At 30.1% G+C, this 16,473-nt stretch carries 18 protein-coding genes; 11 read left to right on the top strand and 7 right to left on the bottom strand.

The window, feature by feature from the left end; genetic code table 11:
• Positions 1–4 precede the first annotated feature (4 nt).
• The 11 genes from KAR88_RS01450 (at position 5) to KAR88_RS01400 (ending at position 6,768) form a co-directional block, all read left to right on the top strand.
• On the top strand, positions 5–925 hold the full coding sequence (locus KAR88_RS01450) for a hypothetical protein (protein WP_002776682.1): 921 nt from the start codon (positions 5–7) through the stop codon (positions 923–925).
• Positions 912–1,247 (top strand): chaperone NapD, encoded by a 336-nt coding sequence (locus KAR88_RS01445; RefSeq protein ID WP_002776683.1) that lies wholly within the window; start codon positions 912–914, stop codon positions 1,245–1,247. The genes KAR88_RS01450 and KAR88_RS01445 overlap by 14 nt, the downstream gene beginning before the upstream one ends.
• Positions 1,248–1,260: 13 nt before the next feature.
• Complete coding sequence (locus tag KAR88_RS01440) at positions 1,261–1,437, top strand: hypothetical protein (protein WP_002776684.1); 177 nt, start codon at positions 1,261–1,263, stop codon at positions 1,435–1,437.
• On the top strand, positions 1,434–2,114 hold the full coding sequence (locus KAR88_RS01435; RefSeq protein WP_002776685.1) for an AzlC family ABC transporter permease: 681 nt from the start codon (positions 1,434–1,436) through the stop codon (positions 2,112–2,114). The genes KAR88_RS01440 and KAR88_RS01435 overlap by 4 nt, the downstream gene beginning before the upstream one ends.
• Positions 2,104–2,424, top strand: a complete 321-nt coding sequence (locus KAR88_RS01430; RefSeq protein WP_002829913.1) for an AzlD domain-containing protein — start codon at positions 2,104–2,106, stop codon at positions 2,422–2,424. The genes KAR88_RS01435 and KAR88_RS01430 overlap by 11 nt, the downstream gene beginning before the upstream one ends.
• On the top strand, positions 2,424–3,005 hold the full coding sequence (locus KAR88_RS01425) for a LysE family translocator (RefSeq protein ID WP_072216945.1): 582 nt from the start codon (positions 2,424–2,426) through the stop codon (positions 3,003–3,005). Before KAR88_RS01430 ends, KAR88_RS01425 begins: the two co-directional genes overlap by 1 nt.
• Positions 3,006–3,048: 43 nt before the next feature.
• Positions 3,049–3,297 (top strand): tetratricopeptide repeat protein, encoded by a 249-nt coding sequence (locus tag KAR88_RS01420; protein ID WP_087721326.1) that lies wholly within the window; start codon positions 3,049–3,051, stop codon positions 3,295–3,297.
• The gene (locus KAR88_RS01415; protein WP_002776689.1) at positions 3,294–3,791 is read left to right on the top strand and encodes a hypothetical protein; all 498 of its coding nucleotides are present in this window, start codon (positions 3,294–3,296) and stop codon (positions 3,789–3,791) included. The genes KAR88_RS01420 and KAR88_RS01415 overlap by 4 nt, the downstream gene beginning before the upstream one ends.
• Complete coding sequence (locus KAR88_RS01410) at positions 3,760–4,875, top strand: CCA tRNA nucleotidyltransferase (RefSeq protein WP_002780402.1); 1,116 nt, start codon at positions 3,760–3,762, stop codon at positions 4,873–4,875. The genes KAR88_RS01415 and KAR88_RS01410 overlap by 32 nt, the downstream gene beginning before the upstream one ends.
• Positions 4,876–5,700 carry a formyltetrahydrofolate deformylase gene (gene purU / locus KAR88_RS01405; RefSeq protein ID WP_002797988.1) on the top strand — a complete coding sequence of 275 codons (825 nt, stop codon included), beginning with the start codon at positions 4,876–4,878 and terminating at the stop codon, positions 5,698–5,700. It abuts the gene before it with no gap.
• 156 nt (positions 5,701–5,856) lie between these two features.
• Positions 5,857–6,768: an AEC family transporter gene (locus tag KAR88_RS01400; protein WP_002776695.1), complete on the top strand. Its 912-nt coding sequence runs from the start codon at positions 5,857–5,859 to the stop codon at positions 6,766–6,768.
• Positions 6,769–6,846: 78 nt separating this feature from the next.
• On the opposite strand, the gene KAR88_RS01395 is transcribed toward KAR88_RS01400, so the two are convergent.
• The 7 genes from KAR88_RS01395 to KAR88_RS01365 form a co-directional block, all read right to left on the bottom strand.
• A complete protein-coding gene (locus KAR88_RS01395) occupies positions 6,847–10,356 on the bottom strand; it encodes an acyl-[ACP]--phospholipid O-acyltransferase (protein WP_002776696.1) in 3,510 nt (1,169 codons plus the stop codon).
• 148 nt (positions 10,357–10,504) lie between these two features.
• Positions 10,505–11,932 carry a UDP-N-acetylmuramoyl-tripeptide--D-alanyl-D-alanine ligase gene (murF, locus tag KAR88_RS01390; RefSeq protein WP_002790656.1) on the bottom strand — a complete coding sequence of 476 codons (1,428 nt, stop codon included), beginning with the start codon at positions 11,930–11,932 and terminating at the stop codon, positions 10,505–10,507.
• Positions 11,926–12,657 (bottom strand): alpha/beta hydrolase, encoded by a 732-nt coding sequence (locus tag KAR88_RS01385; RefSeq protein WP_002790655.1) that lies wholly within the window; start codon positions 12,655–12,657, stop codon positions 11,926–11,928. The genes murF and KAR88_RS01385 overlap by 7 nt, the downstream gene beginning before the upstream one ends.
• Before the next feature lies 1 nt (position 12,658).
• Positions 12,659–12,874 (bottom strand): type II toxin-antitoxin system Phd/YefM family antitoxin, encoded by a 216-nt coding sequence (locus KAR88_RS01380; protein ID WP_002776699.1) that lies wholly within the window; start codon positions 12,872–12,874, stop codon positions 12,659–12,661.
• A 59-nt stretch (positions 12,875–12,933) separates the two neighbouring features.
• Complete coding sequence (locus KAR88_RS01375; protein WP_002780332.1) at positions 12,934–13,974, bottom strand: D-alanine--D-alanine ligase; 1,041 nt, start codon at positions 13,972–13,974, stop codon at positions 12,934–12,936.
• A 9-nt stretch (positions 13,975–13,983) separates the two neighbouring features.
• Entirely contained in the window at positions 13,984–14,535 is a 552-nt protein-coding gene (ruvA, locus tag KAR88_RS01370) for a Holliday junction branch migration protein RuvA (protein ID WP_002776701.1), read from the bottom strand.
• On the bottom strand, positions 14,511–16,376 hold the full coding sequence (locus KAR88_RS01365; protein ID WP_002785029.1) for a flagellar assembly protein A: 1,866 nt from the start codon (positions 16,374–16,376) through the stop codon (positions 14,511–14,513). Before KAR88_RS01365 ends, ruvA begins: the two co-directional genes overlap by 25 nt.
• Between the last annotated feature and the right edge of the window lie 97 nt (positions 16,377–16,473).

Raw genomic sequence — 16,473 nt, 5'->3', positions numbered from 1 at the left:
AATAATGAAAAAAATTCTTTTCATTTTAAGCTTTTTATATATTTTATCTCCTGCTTATGAGCTAAAGCTTAATTCAAATATTACAGCTTTAAAGCTTGATCAGCAGGAGCTGTATATAGGCACTGATAAGGGTGAGATTTATGAGTATAATCTAAAAGATAAAAGCTTAAAAGAACTTTTATCTTTGCCTAAAATTAAAAATTATTATGAGGGTGATTTTGCTAGAATTTATAATATCGATGTTTATCAAAATTCTCTTTTGATACTTAGCGAAGGCGATTTTGGAGCAAAAAATTTAAGCCTTTATAATAACAATCTTCAAATTCAAACACTTCAAGAAAGCAGTGTTAAAGAGGCTTTTTTTATAGATGAAAATACCTATCTTTTGGTTTTATTGGGTTCTAAAATAGAGCTTGTTGATAAGGATTTAAAGCGTATAAATGAGTTTAAATTCTCTCATTCTAGTTTAAATGATGCAGCTTTAAATGAAGAAAAAACCAAGTTTATAGCAGGATTTGAAAGTGGGGAGGTGGAACTTTTTGATTTGAAAAGTTGGAAAATATTAAAAAACTATGATAAAATGCACAAAGATAATATCTATCAAGTTGATTTTAAAAATGATATTCTTATAAGTTGCGGCACAGATAGGCGTATAGGTTTGGTAAAAAATGAAGAGCAAACTTTTTTGCAAAAAGATTTTTTAATCTATACTTGCGCTTTAAGTCCTAGTGGGAAATTGGCTGCGTATAGTGATAATGAAGAGGGTTTTAATGAGGTTTTTGATACAAATACCCTAAAAACTGTTAGAATTTTCAAGGATGAAAATTTAATGAGTGAAATTATCATTTTTATCAACGAAAGAGAATTGATTATCTCAGGCTTTGGAGATAAAATTGTATTTAGGAGTTTAGATGAATCTTTCTAGCGTTTTGATCGTAGCTAAAGTACAACATATAGATGAATTAAAAAAAGAAATCTTAAAAATTCCTTCATGTTCAATAGAGCTTTGTGAGAATGAAAAAATCATCGTTGTGATAGAAAGTGAAAGTTTAGAAAAAGAGCTTGAGTCTTACAAAATGCTTGAAAAATTACCTCATATTATCAGTATAAATATGGTTTTTTCTTATCAAGATTTGGATAAAGATATCCAAAAAGCTATAAATAGCGGAGCGATACAAACTATAGAAAAAAATGAAAATGCTGAAAATATTCGTTATTATGGTAGTATTTACAATCAAATGTCTTGATTAAAGCTTTTAGATGGTTTTTTTAATTCCTTTGCTTATTATTATAGCTATTATTTTTGGTATTGATTATTTGTATTTTAATGATGAAAATGTCAAAGTAAAAGAAGAGCGACAAATTCATAAAAGCGATCCAAATTTAGATAAACAAAGAGAAGAATATCTAAAACATTTATTCAAAGAGAAAAAATGAAGCAAAGAGAACTCTTTCTTCTTACTATCCCTGTTTTAATGGGTTATATCCCTTTAGGGGCTGCTTTTGGAATTTTAGCTGCTAGTAAAGATTTTTCTTTGTTTGAAATTTTGCTTAGTTCAATTTTTATTTATGCAGGTGCTGGGCAATTTCTTTTAGTAGCTTTAGTGGCGCAAAATGTATCTTTTTTGATGATTTTTTTTACTTTGTTTTTATTGAATTTTCGCCATTTTTTCTATACTTTATCACTTTTAAAAGAGCTAAAATCCATTAATTTTCTAAGGCACTATATTATCTTTGCTTTAACAGATGAAAGTTTTGCTCTTTTAAGCTCTATTAAAGAGAAAATCAAAAATCTTAGTCGTGCGCAAAGATCGCTTATTATGTTTGAAGTTTGTTTATTGAATCAAATTTATTGGGTAATAGGTTCTGTTTTGGGTTATTATTTTAAGCAGGGTTTAAATATTGATTATTCGGGTGTAGAATTTAGTCTTAATGCCCTTTTTATTGTGCTAGCTTATGAGCTTTATAAACAAAATCCTAATTTAAAAATTTTACTTTATTCTTCTTTTGTGGCACTTTTTGCTTTATTTTGCATAGACAAGCCTTATATGTTGGCTTTTTGTATTTTTATCGCTCTGATGATTTTGATTTTTGGAAAAAAATATGTTAGATAAAAATATTTTATATGCGATTTTAGCAGCTTCTTTAGCGACTTATTTAACTCGTGTTTTAGCTTTTATTTTGTTTAAAAATAAAAAAGAAAACTATCACTTGCTTTTTGTGCAGTATAATATGCCTTTAGTTATCATCATCATTTTATTTTTTTATACTTTTTATGAGGTGGATTTTTATTCTTATCCTTATGGGCTTGATTTTATTGTCTCTTGTATTTTGGTATTTTTGATACATCTGCTTTTTAAAAATGCACTTCTTAGCATTATTTTAGGAACTATTTCTTATATGTTTGTGTTAAGATTGTTTTAATGGACTATACTTTATTTATCTTGACTTTTGTTTCGGTTTCTTTACTGCCAGGATTGTGTATGAGCCTAGCTTTTTCCTTGGGACTTTCTTTAGGATATAAAAATACTTTATGGATGATATTTGGCGAGCTTGTGGGATTAGCATTAGTGGTTTTGTGTTGTGCTTTGGGGATAGAGTTTATTTTGCGATATGAAAATTTATTTAAATTTTTTCAAATAGCGGGTGCTTTATATCTTTTATATATTGCTTTTATATTGCTTAAATCAAAAAGTCAAATTACTCAAGAAAAAATCATCCATAAGAAAAAATTTTCTCTTATCATCCAAGGCTTTATAGCTTCATCTTCTAATCCAAAAGCATGGATTTTTATGTTTTCCATCTTGCCTTCTTTTTTAAAATTTCAAGTGAATGTAAATATTTTGCTTTTGATTATTTTGTTGATAGAATTTTGCTCTTTAAGTCTTTATGCTTTAGGTGGAAGTATATTTAAGATCTTTATGAATAAGCATTTAGATAAAATCAATAAAATCAGCGCTTTGTTTATCTTTGCAATGGCTCTTAGCGTATTATATAAAGTTTAACTTAAAATGCTTTTTGCTAAAATTAAAAAAAATATTAGGAAAGATAATGAAAAACACAGTTACAGAAGCTTCCATTTATGAAGCCCAAGGGCTTAAGGATGAAGCTTTAGAGATTTATAAAAATATTTTAAAAGAAGATCCTAATAACCAAAATGCAATTGATGCAGTGCGTCGTCTTAGTGGGTTTCGTTCTAAGCATCAGGATTTAAATACTCAAATGCTTGATTTTTTTATAAATATGAAAAGCGATGAAGAGATCAATGAATTTAAAAGGTGGTTGATAAAAATATGAATTTAGAAGATTTGGCAAAGAAAACTATCAGTGAAGTTAGCTCTATCATGGAAGAACAAAGAAGGCAAAGTGAAATTCTAAAAGAACAAGAAGAGCTTAGAAAGACTCAAATTCAAGAGGATATGCCTACGGTTAAACTTAAGGAAGAGCCTATTTTGGAGCAAGAATTAGAAGATAAAATTTCTATGGCGAAATTTGAAGAAGAGCAAAAAATTCAAGAAGAGATAAAAAATTTAGATGAATTAAATCAAGAAAATAAAGAGCCAGTTAAAGAAGAGGCTGTTTTGCAAAGTGAAATTTTAAACCCTAGTATTATAGCAGAGGTGCAAACTCTTAATGAAGATATATTTTTAAAACACCTTAGAGAAAGAATTTTGGTTCTTTTTGAGGGTTTAAATAGTGTTAAGGAGGAGAATTTGGAACACAGACTTCAATTAACTATTAATTTTTTAGAGTTTTTGCTTGCAAACATCGAAGATAAGCTTAAAAAATAATGCAGATTTAAAATTTGTCATTGATTTTCTAAGTCCCTATACTCAAAGGGCTTATTTGGTTGGTGGGAGTGTAAGGGATTTATTTTTAGGTTTAGAAATTTATGATTATGATATAGAGCTTTACGATATAACGCCTAGTGATTTTGAAAAAATGATGAAAAAACTAGGCGCGCAAGGCTTTGGAAAAAGTTTTTTTGTATATAAATTTAAAAATTATGATTTTGCTCTTGCTAGAACTGAAAACAAGACAGGTTATGGGCATACGGGTTTTGAGGTGCAAATTTGTAATGATGAAAAATTAGGCGCCAAAAGACGCGATTTTACTATAAATTCTATGATGATCAATCTTTTTAATGATGAGTTTTTAGACTTTTATGGAGGATTAAAAGATCTAGAGCAGGGCATTTTAAGGCATATTGATCAAACAAGTTTTCAAGAAGATAGTTTAAGAATTTTAAGAGCAGTGGCTTTTGCTTCAAGATTTGATTTTAAAATAGCAGATGAAAGCTTAAAATTAATGCAAAGCATGAATATAAAAGATCTTAGCAGAGATAGGATCAATGCTGAGCTTTATAAATTTTTTAAAAGCTCTAAGCTTGAAGTGGGCTATAAATATTTACAAGAGCTTAATATGGAAAAAGAAATTTTTGGCTTTGATAGTGCTTTTAAAAGCATGGAATTTCAAGCTTTGCTTAGAAAAAGTAGAGAAGTAGTTAAAGACGATGCTTTGTTTTTGTATTTGTATTTAAATTTTTTTAATTTAAACAAAGAGGAATTTTTTAAAAAAAGCAAAATAAAAAAAGAGTATTTCAAAAAGGCAAATCAAGCTTTTTATCTTGATGAAATGAGTGATTTTGATTTAGCAAGTATTGCTTTGGATATGCCTTTAAAAGAATGGCTTGGGCTTTGGGATAAAGAGCGCATAAAGTGGGCTAAAAAATTCAAACTTTATGAGAACAAATTTAAAACAAGTATTTTAGCAAAAGATTTTCTTGATGCTGGAATTTATGGTAAAATGTTGGGTTTAAAGCTTAAAGAAGCAAGAGAAAATGAATTATATGAATATATTAAAAGGTTAAATTAAATGATTTCTGTATTAAAAATTTGCACCAAGGATCAAAAAGGTTTGATTTATCGTATTTCTGATGTGATTTTTAAATATCATATCAATATAGTAAAAAATGATGAATTTGTGGGCGAAGAAATGTTTTTTTTCCGCGCTATTTTAGAGGGTGAATTTGATAAAAAAGCCTTTGTTGGGACACTTGAGGCGATGTTGGGAGAAGAAGCTTATATAGAGCTTTGTGAAAAAAGAAAGAAAGATATTATTGTTTTTGCTACTAAAGAAAGCCATTGTTTGGGAGATTTATTGATCAAGCATTATAGCAATGAGCTTGAGGCTAATATCAAAGCCGTGATTTCTAATCACGACACTCTTAAAAACTTAGTAGAAAAATTTGAAATCCCTTATCATTGCATCAGTGCAGAAAATTTAAAGCGCGAAGAGCAGGAAAAACAAGTTTTAGAATGTTTAAAAGAATATCAATTTGATTATTTGGTTTTGGCAAAATATATGAGAATTTTATCCCCTGATTTTGTCAAACATTTTGAAGGAAAGATAGTTAATATCCATCATTCTTTCTTGCCTGCATTTGTGGGAGCAAATCCCTATAAACAAGCTTTTGAGCGTGGGGTGAAGATTATTGGAGCTACGGCACATTTTGTTAATAATAATCTTGATGAAGGGCCGATTATCACTCAAGCAGTTTTGCCTGTAAGTCATGAATACACTTGGCAAGATATGCAGCAAGCTGGACGCAATGTTGAAAAAAATGTGCTTTCAAAAGCTCTTGATTTGGTTTTTGATGATAGAATTTTTATACATAAAAATAAAACCATAGTATTTTGATAAAAGATTGAGTATTTTTAAGCAAGTAAGTTTTATATTTTTATATAAAAATATAAAACTTAAAACATTTTAAGTTCTCTTTTAATTATAAAGAATATAATTTTTTCCATTTTTAAAATTATCTTTATAAGTAATGAAACAAGAAGAGGATATGGTATGTTTATTTTTAGTCCTTTGTTTACGATTTTTATCTTACTAGCAGGTGGGTATTTTGCTAAAAGAGTGGGTATCTTAAAACAAAAACAAGCAAGAACCTTTTTAGATTTTGCTATCGTTTTTGCTTTGCCTTGTTTAATTTTCGATAAAGCTTATCATTTAAATTTTGATTTCTCTTTGATTGTTTTGATATTTATAGGATTTTTTAGTTGTGCTCTTGCTGCTTTTATAGTCGTATTTTTAGGTTTTATTTTTAATTTTTCAAAAGCAACACTAGTGAGTATGTTTTTACTCTCTTGCTTTGGAAATACTATTTTTGTGGGTATGCCTATCGTTGAAGGCATTTTTGCTAATGCGCAATTTGGCGCAGAAGTAATACTATATGATGCTTTAGCTACTACTTTGCCTATTTCTCTTTTGGGGCCTTTTATCCTTTCTTTGGGAAGTGGTGAAAAAGTAAGTTTGGTAGCAAATATTAAAAAAATTCTTTCTTTTCCACCTTTTTTGGCTTTGCTTTTGGGTTTTTTGTGTAAATTAATATCCTTGCCTGAATTTATTTTTTCCCCTATTCGTTTATTTGGTGGTGCAGCTACTCCAGTGGCACTTTTTGCCATAGGTTTGGGGCTTGGTTTTATGGCGATTAAAACTGCTTATAAACCTACTATTCTTGTGATTTTAGCTAAAATGGTTTTAGCACCTTTAATTTTTGTGCTTTTATTAAAGCTTTTTGGTTTTGAAATGAAAGCTTCAATCATAGTTGCCATCATAGAAAGTGCCACGCCTACAATGACTTTAGCAGGAGCTATGGTAATGAAGGCTAAATTAGATAGCAATCTAGCTGTAAGTACTGTGGCTTTTGGAGTGCTTTTTGCTTTTATTTCTATGCCAATTTTAGTTTGGGCTTTGGCGTAAATTTAAATATATGAAAGAATTATAAGAAAAAATTAAAAAAGCAAAGAGTATTTATCTCTTTGCTAAAAATTTATTATTTTAAACCAAGCTTTTTGCTAATTCCTTAGCGCCTTTTAAGTCCACTTTTCCAGAGCCTAAAAGTGGAATTTTTTCTACTTTTAGATAGCGACTTGGCTTGAAAATAGCAGGCATACTTGAGCTTTTTATAGCTTCGCAAACACCTTCAAAGAATTCTTCATCACATTCTATAAGCAAGGCAACTTGTTCGCCTTTTTTCTCATCTTCTAAAGCTACGGTGCAAAATTTCACTATATTTGTATCGATGAATTTAGCGATTTCTTCTTCTAGAGCACCTAAAGATATCATCTCTCCACCGATTTTCGCAAAACGCGAATAACGATCTACGATATACAAAAATCCATCTTCATCTAAATGCCCTTTATCGCCGGTGTTATACCATCTTATGCCATCGATTTCTTTGATGACTTCATCGGTTTTTTCTTTGTTGTTAAGATATCCTACCATGACTTGGTGTCCGCCTATGAGTATCAGCCCATCTTCATTTGTTTTTAGAGTTTCGTAAGTATTAGGATCGACAATGCGAACTGCAGTTCCAGGTAGAGGCATGCCCACACTTCCTTCTTTGCTTGCGCGGTGAACTATCCAATAATCCGCATCAAAGCGATTAGGCAAATTCACGCTTGCAACAGGAGTGGTTTCAGTCGCTCCATAGCCCTCAAAAATACTCTTTTTAAATTTCATTTCAAAGGCAGATCGAACTTCGCTTTTAAGCTTTTCAGCTCCTGAAACAACCACTCTTAAGCTTTCAAACATAATGGCATCAAGCTTTTTATTTCTAGCGTAAATTCCTAAGAAGGTCGAGGTTCCACACATTATCGTAACATTGTTTTTGGCTACAGCTTTTGCTATGCCTAAAGCATCGGTTGGATCAGCAAAAGTAATGCTTTTAATACTTTCAAGTAAAGGTAAAAATGTAGTAACAGTTAGCCCAAAAGCATGAAAAGGTGGCAAGGATGAAAGTATTACATCGTTGTTTCTTGTGCAAAGCACATCTGAAATTTGAGCGATATTGCTTAGGATATTTCGGTTATTTAACATTACGCCTTTTGGAGTGCCTTCGCTACCACTGCTAAAAAGAATAGCTGCTATGGCAAGATTGTTTTTAGAAGGAGCAAAGATCGCTTTTAATATAAAGCTAGGTAAAATACTAACTGCCATCATCATTGCTAAAATTTTACTTTTTTGTTTTTTAAAGATTTCAACCACATCTTCCATGTAGATAAGATTTACTTCTTCACCAAAATTTAAAGACACGCCTTTGCTTTCTAATTTTTCTAAGAATTTCTTAGAAGTATAAATTTGTGAAATTTGAGCACTTTTTACTGCTGCTTGTAAGGCTTTTTCTCCCGCAGTAAAATTTAAATTTACTACAACTTTTTGTGCAAGCAAGACACTTAAATTTAGCAAAGAACTAGCAAAAGAAGCAGGAAGTAAAATTCCTACACATTCTTCTTTGGGCGCATAAGATCCGCGTTCAAAATTGCTATTGATTTTTTTTGAATTTTCTTTTATAAGGGTGCTTAAAATAAAACTAAGACTCAATAATTTTCTATAGCTAATCGCTCCTGCTAAAGAGTCGATTATAGCTATATTACTAAGATTTCTCTTAGCGCTGGTGATAAAAGCTCTTGCTATGGTATGCATTGCTTCGCATTGAGATTTCCAAGCCATAAAAGAAAGTTCAAAAACTTTAGCTTTTACCTCTTCTTTTTTAGAATGTAAAGACATAGGAGCACCAAAGGCTATAGCGATATTTCTTTTGCTTAAGGTGCGATTTCTAGCTGAAAACTCCTCATCACTTCTTGAAAAAGTGCTACCCCAAAGTCCGCGTATATAAAAAGGTAAAATCACCCCATCATCTTCTTCTAAATTTGAGCAAACATGTTCAAATCCACCTTTAAATTCATTGAGTTGCCCATGTCTTGAAAGCACGCCTTCAGGAAAAAGACAAACCAAATCCCCTTGTTTAATACGCTCTGCAATAAGCTCTAAGCTAGCCTTGCTTGCTGCACTTGAAACAGGAATGACACCAAATTTATCAAGAAAAATTTTGATATACCATTTAGAATAAATACTTCGCTCCATGACAAAATAAATTTTTCTAGGAATTGCCATTTGCACTATAGCCCAATCGATAAAAGAAATATGATTGCCCAAAAGCAAGGCACCGCCTTTTTCAGGGATATTTTTAAAGCCTTCCACAAGCAAACGATAGCGTCCTAAAAATGCTATGCTTAAAAGCATTCTTACTAAAGAAAAAGGGAGTTTAAAGACTACATAAATCGCACCCAAAAAAGCAACAAGTGTAATGAAGTAAAATAAATAAATTACATTGATTTCTAAATTGGCAAATAAAGTTGCCAAAACAAGAAAAGTAAGCATGGCGATATTTTGTATGAAGTTATTGCCTGCTAAAATTTTACCCAGTTCATTTTCTTTTGCATGAAATTGTATAAGAGAATTTAAAGGTATGATAAATAACGCACCGCAAAAACCAAAGATAAAAAAGATAAAACTATATGTAATCAAACTTGTAAAATAGGGCATAATCAAGGCCATTAAAAACACGCCCAAAGCCCCAAAAGGAATGAGTCCAAGCTCGATATAATTTTTAGAAAACCTACCCGCTATTAAAGAGCCTAAAACGACTCCAATCCCTGAAAATCCTAAAGAAACTTGTACAAAAAAAGTATTTTCAATAAAAAGTTCATTTTTGCTAAATACGGGAAAACTTACAAGATATAATTGCGATATCGCCCAAAATATCGAAATTCCAACGATACAAAGCCAAATTACTTTATTTTCAAAAATAAGTTTTAAATTGCTCATCAACAATTTTCCGCTCAAATAGCGTTTAGAATCAAATTTTAATTCTTTTATCTCATCTTTAAGTTTAGGTAAACGCCACGCTAAGTAAAGCTCTATGAGTGAAAAAAGTATAAGTAAAAATCCCAAAGGTGCAACTTGCTTTAAAACCTCTTCTGAGCTGTTATGATTTATATCATATAAGCTTTCAAAACTTAAAGAAAAAAGACTCATTCCAGCTAGTATAGCCACGATGCTTACTGCATTAACTGCACCATTTCCCATCGCAAGTAAATCTTTTCCGACTAATTCTTTAATAAAGCCGTATTTGCTAGGAGAATAAAGTGCAGCTTGAATTCCCATGATGAAAGTAAGTGTAAAAGCTGTCCAAAAAGCCCCATTATAATAGCTTATACAAATGATAATCGTAAGCATAACGCTAAAAGCTGCTGAGAGTTTCATGATAAGATTTTTTGGATATTTGTCTGCTAAAAATCCTGAGGGTGAAAGCATTAAAATAAAAGGTAGAAGGATAAGAGCATTAACAATGGCTGTTAAAAGAAGCTGTGTGCTACCTTCATAAACCTTATAAATAGTATTTTGAATGATGATTTTATGCCCTAAATCTACAAAAGCATTGATGAAAGCTACAAGCAAAAAGGGTATGAGCCCATAGATTTTTAAAAAAGAATTTTTTTGCATATAATTTACTCCTAAATTTATGAAAACTTTATAAAAGTGGCATTGATTTTATCATAAAATTCTAACAATAAAATAGAAGATGATTTAAGATAAGAATTAGAAATCTTTCTTAAATATCTTTATCTTTAAAATTATTCACAAGATAAACTTACATAAAACTAGGTGCATCATTAGAAAAAAGTATCAAATCGCCCTGTTGGGTTTCTTTTGCTAAAACCTTAACAAGATCTGCTTTTTCTTTGAGTATGATGGTTTTTATTTTAAGTTCTTTTTTAAAGATATCAGCATTAACCTGTGCTGTGATGATGGCAAGATCAAAGCATTCATTGATGATTTTGGCTAATTTTACATTTTCATCCTTATCTACTTCTACTATACCAGGGCTAACTAAAACCTTGCGCCCTTTATAGTTTTTGCAAAGCTTATAGCTTGCACTCATACCTTTATAATTCCCATTAAAACCATCATCGATGATGAATTTAGGCTCTTTAGAGATGATTTGTAAGCGATGTTCTACTGAATTGATTTTTAAAACTTGCTTTTGAATTTTTTCTATTTTTACGCCTAGATAATTTGCACAAAGTATACAAGCGCAAAGATTTTGAGCATTAAAATCTCCTAGAATTTGGCTTTTAAATTCATATGTTTTATTTTCTAAATTGATCTTAAATTCCAAACCTTGAAGACTTGCTTGAATGTCTTGTAATTTATCATCGTAAAGCAAGATAAGCTCATCTTTGCTTTTTTGGGTGCTAGTATGTAAAAAAGCTTTTTCTAATCTTTTGGAATTTAAAGCTTCGAGTTTGGTTTTTCGCGTATTTTCTATATTTTTAAAATACTCTAAATGCGCATTTCCTATCTCTCCTACAATGCAAATTTGAGGCTCTAAAAAACGCGTTATAACATCAATATCGCCTTTTACTCTTGCTCCTGCTTCTGCTATGTAAATTTGTGTATCATCGCTTAAATTTGTATTGATATCTGCGATAATGCCAAGTAGGGTATTTACAGAGCGAGGGGTTTTGTAGGTTTTAAAATCATCTTTTAAAAGCTCATAGAGGAAATTTTTAATACTTGTTTTTCCAAAACTTGCAGTAATGAGTATGATTTTTAATTGTGGATTGTTTTGAAGTTTTGCTTTGGCTTTATTTTTAAAATATAAATTGCTAAATAGCTCAAAGATTTTAAGACTTATAAGAGCAAAAGGCAGGGCAAAAAGATTGAAAAGAAAAGAAAAACGCAAAGCAAGTATGGCAAAAAGGGTATTATAGATAAATACAAAAACAAAAAACCATTTAACCTTGCTTGTAAAGACGAGTTTTTTATCTATGCTTTTATTCCAAAAATATAAAATCGGAGTATGAATAAGTGCAAAATACGCCAAAGAATATAAAGGAAAAGTCAAAAAGAAAAAATAAGGTAAAAATAAAAAATACAAATGCCACAAAGGTCTATGATAGTGAAAAAATACGCGTTTAAATTTATAAGAATACCATTGTAAAGCGCTCATAAGATAAAAAGCTACACAAAAGTTAAAAAACAAAGAATTGATAAAATAAAGTGTATTGGTTAGCATTGGTTTTCCTTGATTTTATTGGCTATAAATAAAGAATGTTTTAAAAAGAAAAAATGATCCCCTTCTAAAGGATAAAATTCGCTATTTTTGATAAGCTTGTGCATTGCTTCTCCGCTTTTTAAAGGGGTGGCTTTATCATCAATCCCCCAAAAAATAAGGCTTTTATTGTCGATTTTAGCAAAAGTTTGACTCAGATCTTCATCTACTACATTTTTAAAAGTTTGATACATCAAAGAGTTTAAATTTGCTCCATCTTTGCTTGCAAAATAACGATAAAATCTACCCAAACCCAATTTTTTTAGAAATTTAAACAGCATGATTTTAAAACGCACTTTAAAAGATTTTTTTGCAAGTATGCCTGAATTTGAAAGCAAAACAAGTTGAGCTTTTTGAAAATCCAAAACAAGTAAAGCAGCTATTTTTCCACCAAAAGAATGTCCTAGAAAAATATCAATATCAAGTTTTTTTTCTTTTAAAAATTCTTTTATGATATTTACATAATCTTGGCTATAAAGACTTTTTGGCGCACTTGAATTTCCAAAACCAGGTAAATCTAGATAAATTTGACAAAAATCATTTAAATTTTTAGAAAAAGCTTGCTTCATAAGCTCCTTATTTGCACCCCATCCATGCAATATGAGTAAAGATTTTTTCTTATCTTGATTTAAAATTTCATAACTTAATTCATAAGTATCATTATTATAAATCACATTTACAAGCGCCATCTTAAACCTTTTGGTTTTTGTAAATATTTTCTAAGAGTTGCATAGCATTTTGCAAGCGTTCAAATTCTTTCATACTGAGCAAAACGGCCTCAAATTTATTATTTTTTAAGATGACCATTTTGCCCGATTCGCTTTTTTTTAGTTTTTCGATCAAAGGGCTAAAGTTTCGCACAACTTCTGTGGCGGTATAGATTTCATCTTGTTTAAAAGAAAGCATAAATTTTCCTAAAATACATAAAATTTTATGTAAAATTTAACATACTTTCTCTTAAAGCTTTATAATTTGCCTTTTTGTCCATTAATAGAATGTAAAAATTCATAAGTGATTTTAATCTTCTTTTCGCTTTCTATACTTAGAGCAAGTTGCTCTATAATTTTGTTAAAATCTTTGAAAAGATAATTTGCTAAAGAGCCTGGATTTGGATTGATTTCATTCAGATAAACTTCATTATCTAGGATGAAAAAATCACAACGGATTAAAGCACCTTTAAATAAAGGATTATAAATTTTGGCAAAATTATCTTTAAGCTTTTGCTTTAATTCTTCGCTCAAATCAGCTTCGATAAGTTCGTTATGGCCTGAAAAACTAAGATATTTTTGCTCAAAATCCAAAAATTCTTTTTTCTTTGGTTCTTCGATGATTGAAAAGATAAATTCATCTTTGATCATACATCCTGCAAGATTGTACTCTTTGATGTTACTTTTAAAATCCTCTACCAAAATATCAGTATCAAACTCAAAACCCACATCCTTAGCATAATCCAATTCCTTTTCATTTTTAGCTATGCTGATCCCTATACTGCTCCCAAGTCGTGCAGGCTTTAAAATGCAAGGAAAATGAGCTGTAAAATCTTGCTTTTGACTTTTTCTAAGCATTTGATAATCTAGAGTTTTAACCCCAACGCTTTGTGCGTAAAGTTTTGTGAACTCTTTATTGAAAGATAAAACACTTGCTTCAACCCTAGGACCTATGAATTTGATATCAAAAAATTCAAGCAAAGAAGCTATCTTTCCGTCTTCTCCATCTCTTCCGTGGATGAGGTTGATCACACAATCTAAATCTAAGTTTTTTTCACTCCATAGACTTTTATGATAAAAAGCCTTTTGTCTTAAAAATAACTCCTTTTCTTTTTGGTAAGCACCACCGCTAAAGGTTTTAGAATTCATTTTTTCGCTAGGAATTAAATAAAATCTCCTTTTTTCATCGCAAAAAATAAATGTCAAATCCGTATTTATCACTTTTTTTAATACCACAGCACTTACAATGCTGATTTCATGTTCGTAAGAATTTCCGCCAAAAAGTATCGCTAATTTCATTATTTTTCCTTATGCTAGTTTTTTTAGTGCTTCTTTGATAAGTTCGCTTGTATCTTTTCCGTTGCAAGTACTTAAAACGCTTAATATTTTATCTTGTTTAAATCCCAAAGAAAGCAAAGCAGCCAAGGCTTCGCTTTTATCATCGCTCACACTTTCGAGTTGGACTTTGGCATCTCCAAGTTCTACGATGATGCGTTTGGCGCTTTTTGGACCAATGCCTGGAACTTTTTTAAGTACACTCTCATCTCCCAAATTTAAAGCCTTATAAAAAGAATTTACATCCAAACTTGAGCATATAGCCATCGCAGTGCTTGCGCCCACTCCATTTACTTTTAAAAGCATTTCAAACATTTTTTGCTCATCTTTATCTAAAAAACCATAGAATTTATTAGAATCCTCTTTGATGATTTGAGTGATGAAAAGCTCGTATTTTTGATGAGTTTCAAGCTTAGCAGCACAAAAAAGTGAGATAAAAACCCCATAGCTTAAACCACTAGCGCATTTTATGATAGCAAAAGTGGGTTCTTTTTTTGTGATTATTCCTTCGATGGCAACAACCATTCTATATCCTTTTCTTCATAGTCAAGTTTTTTATCAATCTCTATATATTCTTGATTATTTTGTATGATTTTTTTCAAAGCTATAAATTTTGCACTTTCTTTAGTGGAAGAAGAATAAAAAATATCTTCTTTAGGTTCTAAAAGCGAAAATCTGATTTCATTCATATCGCTCCATTTTCCACTTTTGTTGATAAATTTAGCTTTAAATAAATCCTCTTCTAGTGCTAAAAGCTCATCGTGGATTTTTTTTCTATATTCTAAAAGTTCTTTTTCTTGGTTTTGAAGTTTATTTAAGTTTGCATTTTGTATAGAGAAATTTTTTAAAAATTTTTCATATTGGCTTGGTATATTTTGTCCTTGATTTTTAAGCTCTAAGACTTTTTTTTCTATATCTAAAACATTGTTTTTGTTTGATAGAATGTATTGTTTGAGTTTGCTTATTTTATGATGAAGAGATGAAATTTCATTCTTTATTTTTAAAAGTTCTTGATCGTAGTCTTTATCCATTTTTTTTATTTTAGTATGAAATTTATTATTTTCACCTTCAAAGCGTTCTATGACAACATTATTGTAAAACACACATGAATTATTGCTTTCTAATTGTTCTATATAAATTCTATCTGCTTCTATCACTCCACCTAAGCTTTTTTTAATCCTTACTTCCTTGGCTTTTATATTGCCACCCTCTAAGAGATCTATGTTTAGTTTGTCTGCTTGAGCAAAACCGCGATGTGTTTTTATATAGGCTTCTTTGGCATAAATTTTAGATTTTGTGTGCGTGGTGCCTTCAACTCTCATTCTTGTAGCTTTTAAATTTGTATTGCTTCCAACGCTTCCTGTGATATTGAGTTCTTCGCATTCTATTCCTACACCTGAATTAACAGCATCTTGCATATCGGATATAAATTTGATATTTATTTTTACATTTTTATCCAATCCTGCGCGGATTATGCCTATATTTTTAAAATCAACTTTATTATTAAATTCAAGCAAGTTTGCAATATCAAATTTATCTTGATCTTCAACTACATAACCCTTTTTTAGCGCCAAATATTCCGTGTAATCTTCGTATTCTACAGTCTTAAATGCTAATGAGGAGCAGTTAAATTTGATTTTGTTTTGATTAGCATCTATAACTTTTAAAGTATGTAAATTTAAGTCTTTTCCTTCTTTGCCTTGCTTGAATTTGTTATATCTTAATACAACTTCATTTTCATCAACTGCTATAATACCCGAGCGTTTTTCATCTATAGTATAATCTTTAGCCTTTTCTTTATAAAGCAAAACTAAGGCTTCATCTTGGCTTTGTATAGGTTCAACACCTTTGGCTACATTGATTTGCAAGGTTTTATTTAAAGTATTTTTCTTGTGTTCATTGCATATACGGATGAGTTCTTTTTTAAAATCAAAGATACGAATGCCTATTAAAAACTTAAGCTTTAACATTTTTTTGTAGATAATTTGCAAAAGTTCAAAAGTTAATTTTTCATGATATTTTAACTCATTAAAATTGATTTGAGCGACAATTTTTGTTAAATTTTTATTAGCAATCAGCTTGATAGCATTTGCGGTTTTATCTTGGCGTGTTTGATGAAAAATTTCGATTTTGTACTCTTGTTTGATTTGCAAATCCTCTTTTAAAAATACTTCATCTTTTTCAAAAAGAGTGAGATCTTTTTCAGCAATTTTTATCCATTCGGTATTTTCAAGACAATATTGTGTCGAAAAAGCTAAAAGATGAAAATCAAGTTCATTTAAAGCGATATTAGTTCTTGAAGCTACAGATAAAAGTTCGCGAGAAGGATTTTCGGTATAGGAAATGATTTTCTCATCTAAAGCCAAAACTTTCCCCTTTATTGTTTAATTTAAATTCAATATTATAGTCAATTTTTAATCAAATTTAGTTAAAATGATAGCTTTTATATTTGAAATTTTGTGA

This window comes from Campylobacter sp. JH23 (assembly GCF_017846595.1).
GTDB classification, from domain to species: domain Bacteria; phylum Campylobacterota; class Campylobacteria; order Campylobacterales; family Campylobacteraceae; genus Campylobacter_D; species Campylobacter_D coli.
This window is presented reverse-complemented; position numbering and strand designations above follow the sequence as displayed.

What these genes read in the sequence shown, in the direction of transcription:
- KAR88_RS01450 (WP_002776682.1), top strand. Translation starts at nt 5, where the DNA reads ATGAAAAAAATTCTTTTCATTTTAAGCTTTTTATATATTTTATCTCCT.
- KAR88_RS01445 (WP_002776683.1), top strand. Translation starts at nt 912, where the DNA reads ATGAATCTTTCTAGCGTTTTGATCGTAGCTAAAGTACAACATATAGAT.
- KAR88_RS01440 (WP_002776684.1), top strand. Translation starts at nt 1,261, where the DNA reads ATGGTTTTTTTAATTCCTTTGCTTATTATTATAGCTATTATTTTTGGT.
- KAR88_RS01435 (WP_002776685.1), top strand. Translation starts at nt 1,434, where the DNA reads ATGAAGCAAAGAGAACTCTTTCTTCTTACTATCCCTGTTTTAATGGGT.
- KAR88_RS01430 (WP_002829913.1), top strand. Translation starts at nt 2,104, where the DNA reads ATGTTAGATAAAAATATTTTATATGCGATTTTAGCAGCTTCTTTAGCG.
- KAR88_RS01425 (WP_072216945.1), top strand. Translation starts at nt 2,424, where the DNA reads ATGGACTATACTTTATTTATCTTGACTTTTGTTTCGGTTTCTTTACTG.
- KAR88_RS01415 (WP_002776689.1), top strand. Translation starts at nt 3,294, where the DNA reads ATGAATTTAGAAGATTTGGCAAAGAAAACTATCAGTGAAGTTAGCTCT.
- purU (WP_002797988.1), top strand. Translation starts at nt 4,876, where the DNA reads ATGATTTCTGTATTAAAAATTTGCACCAAGGATCAAAAAGGTTTGATT.
- KAR88_RS01400 (WP_002776695.1), top strand. Translation starts at nt 5,857, where the DNA reads ATGTTTATTTTTAGTCCTTTGTTTACGATTTTTATCTTACTAGCAGGT.
- KAR88_RS01395 (WP_002776696.1), bottom strand. Translation starts at nt 10,356, where the DNA reads ATGCAAAAAAATTCTTTTTTAAAAATCTATGGGCTCATACCCTTTTTG.
- murF (WP_002790656.1), bottom strand. Translation starts at nt 11,932, where the DNA reads ATGCTAACCAATACACTTTATTTTATCAATTCTTTGTTTTTTAACTTT.
- KAR88_RS01385 (WP_002790655.1), bottom strand. Translation starts at nt 12,657, where the DNA reads ATGGCGCTTGTAAATGTGATTTATAATAATGATACTTATGAATTAAGT.
- KAR88_RS01380 (WP_002776699.1), bottom strand. Translation starts at nt 12,874, where the DNA reads ATGCTTTCTTTTAAACAAGATGAAATCTATACCGCCACAGAAGTTGTG.
- KAR88_RS01375 (WP_002780332.1), bottom strand. Translation starts at nt 13,974, where the DNA reads ATGAAATTAGCGATACTTTTTGGCGGAAATTCTTACGAACATGAAATC.
- ruvA (WP_002776701.1), bottom strand. Translation starts at nt 14,535, where the DNA reads ATGGTTGTTGCCATCGAAGGAATAATCACAAAAAAAGAACCCACTTTT.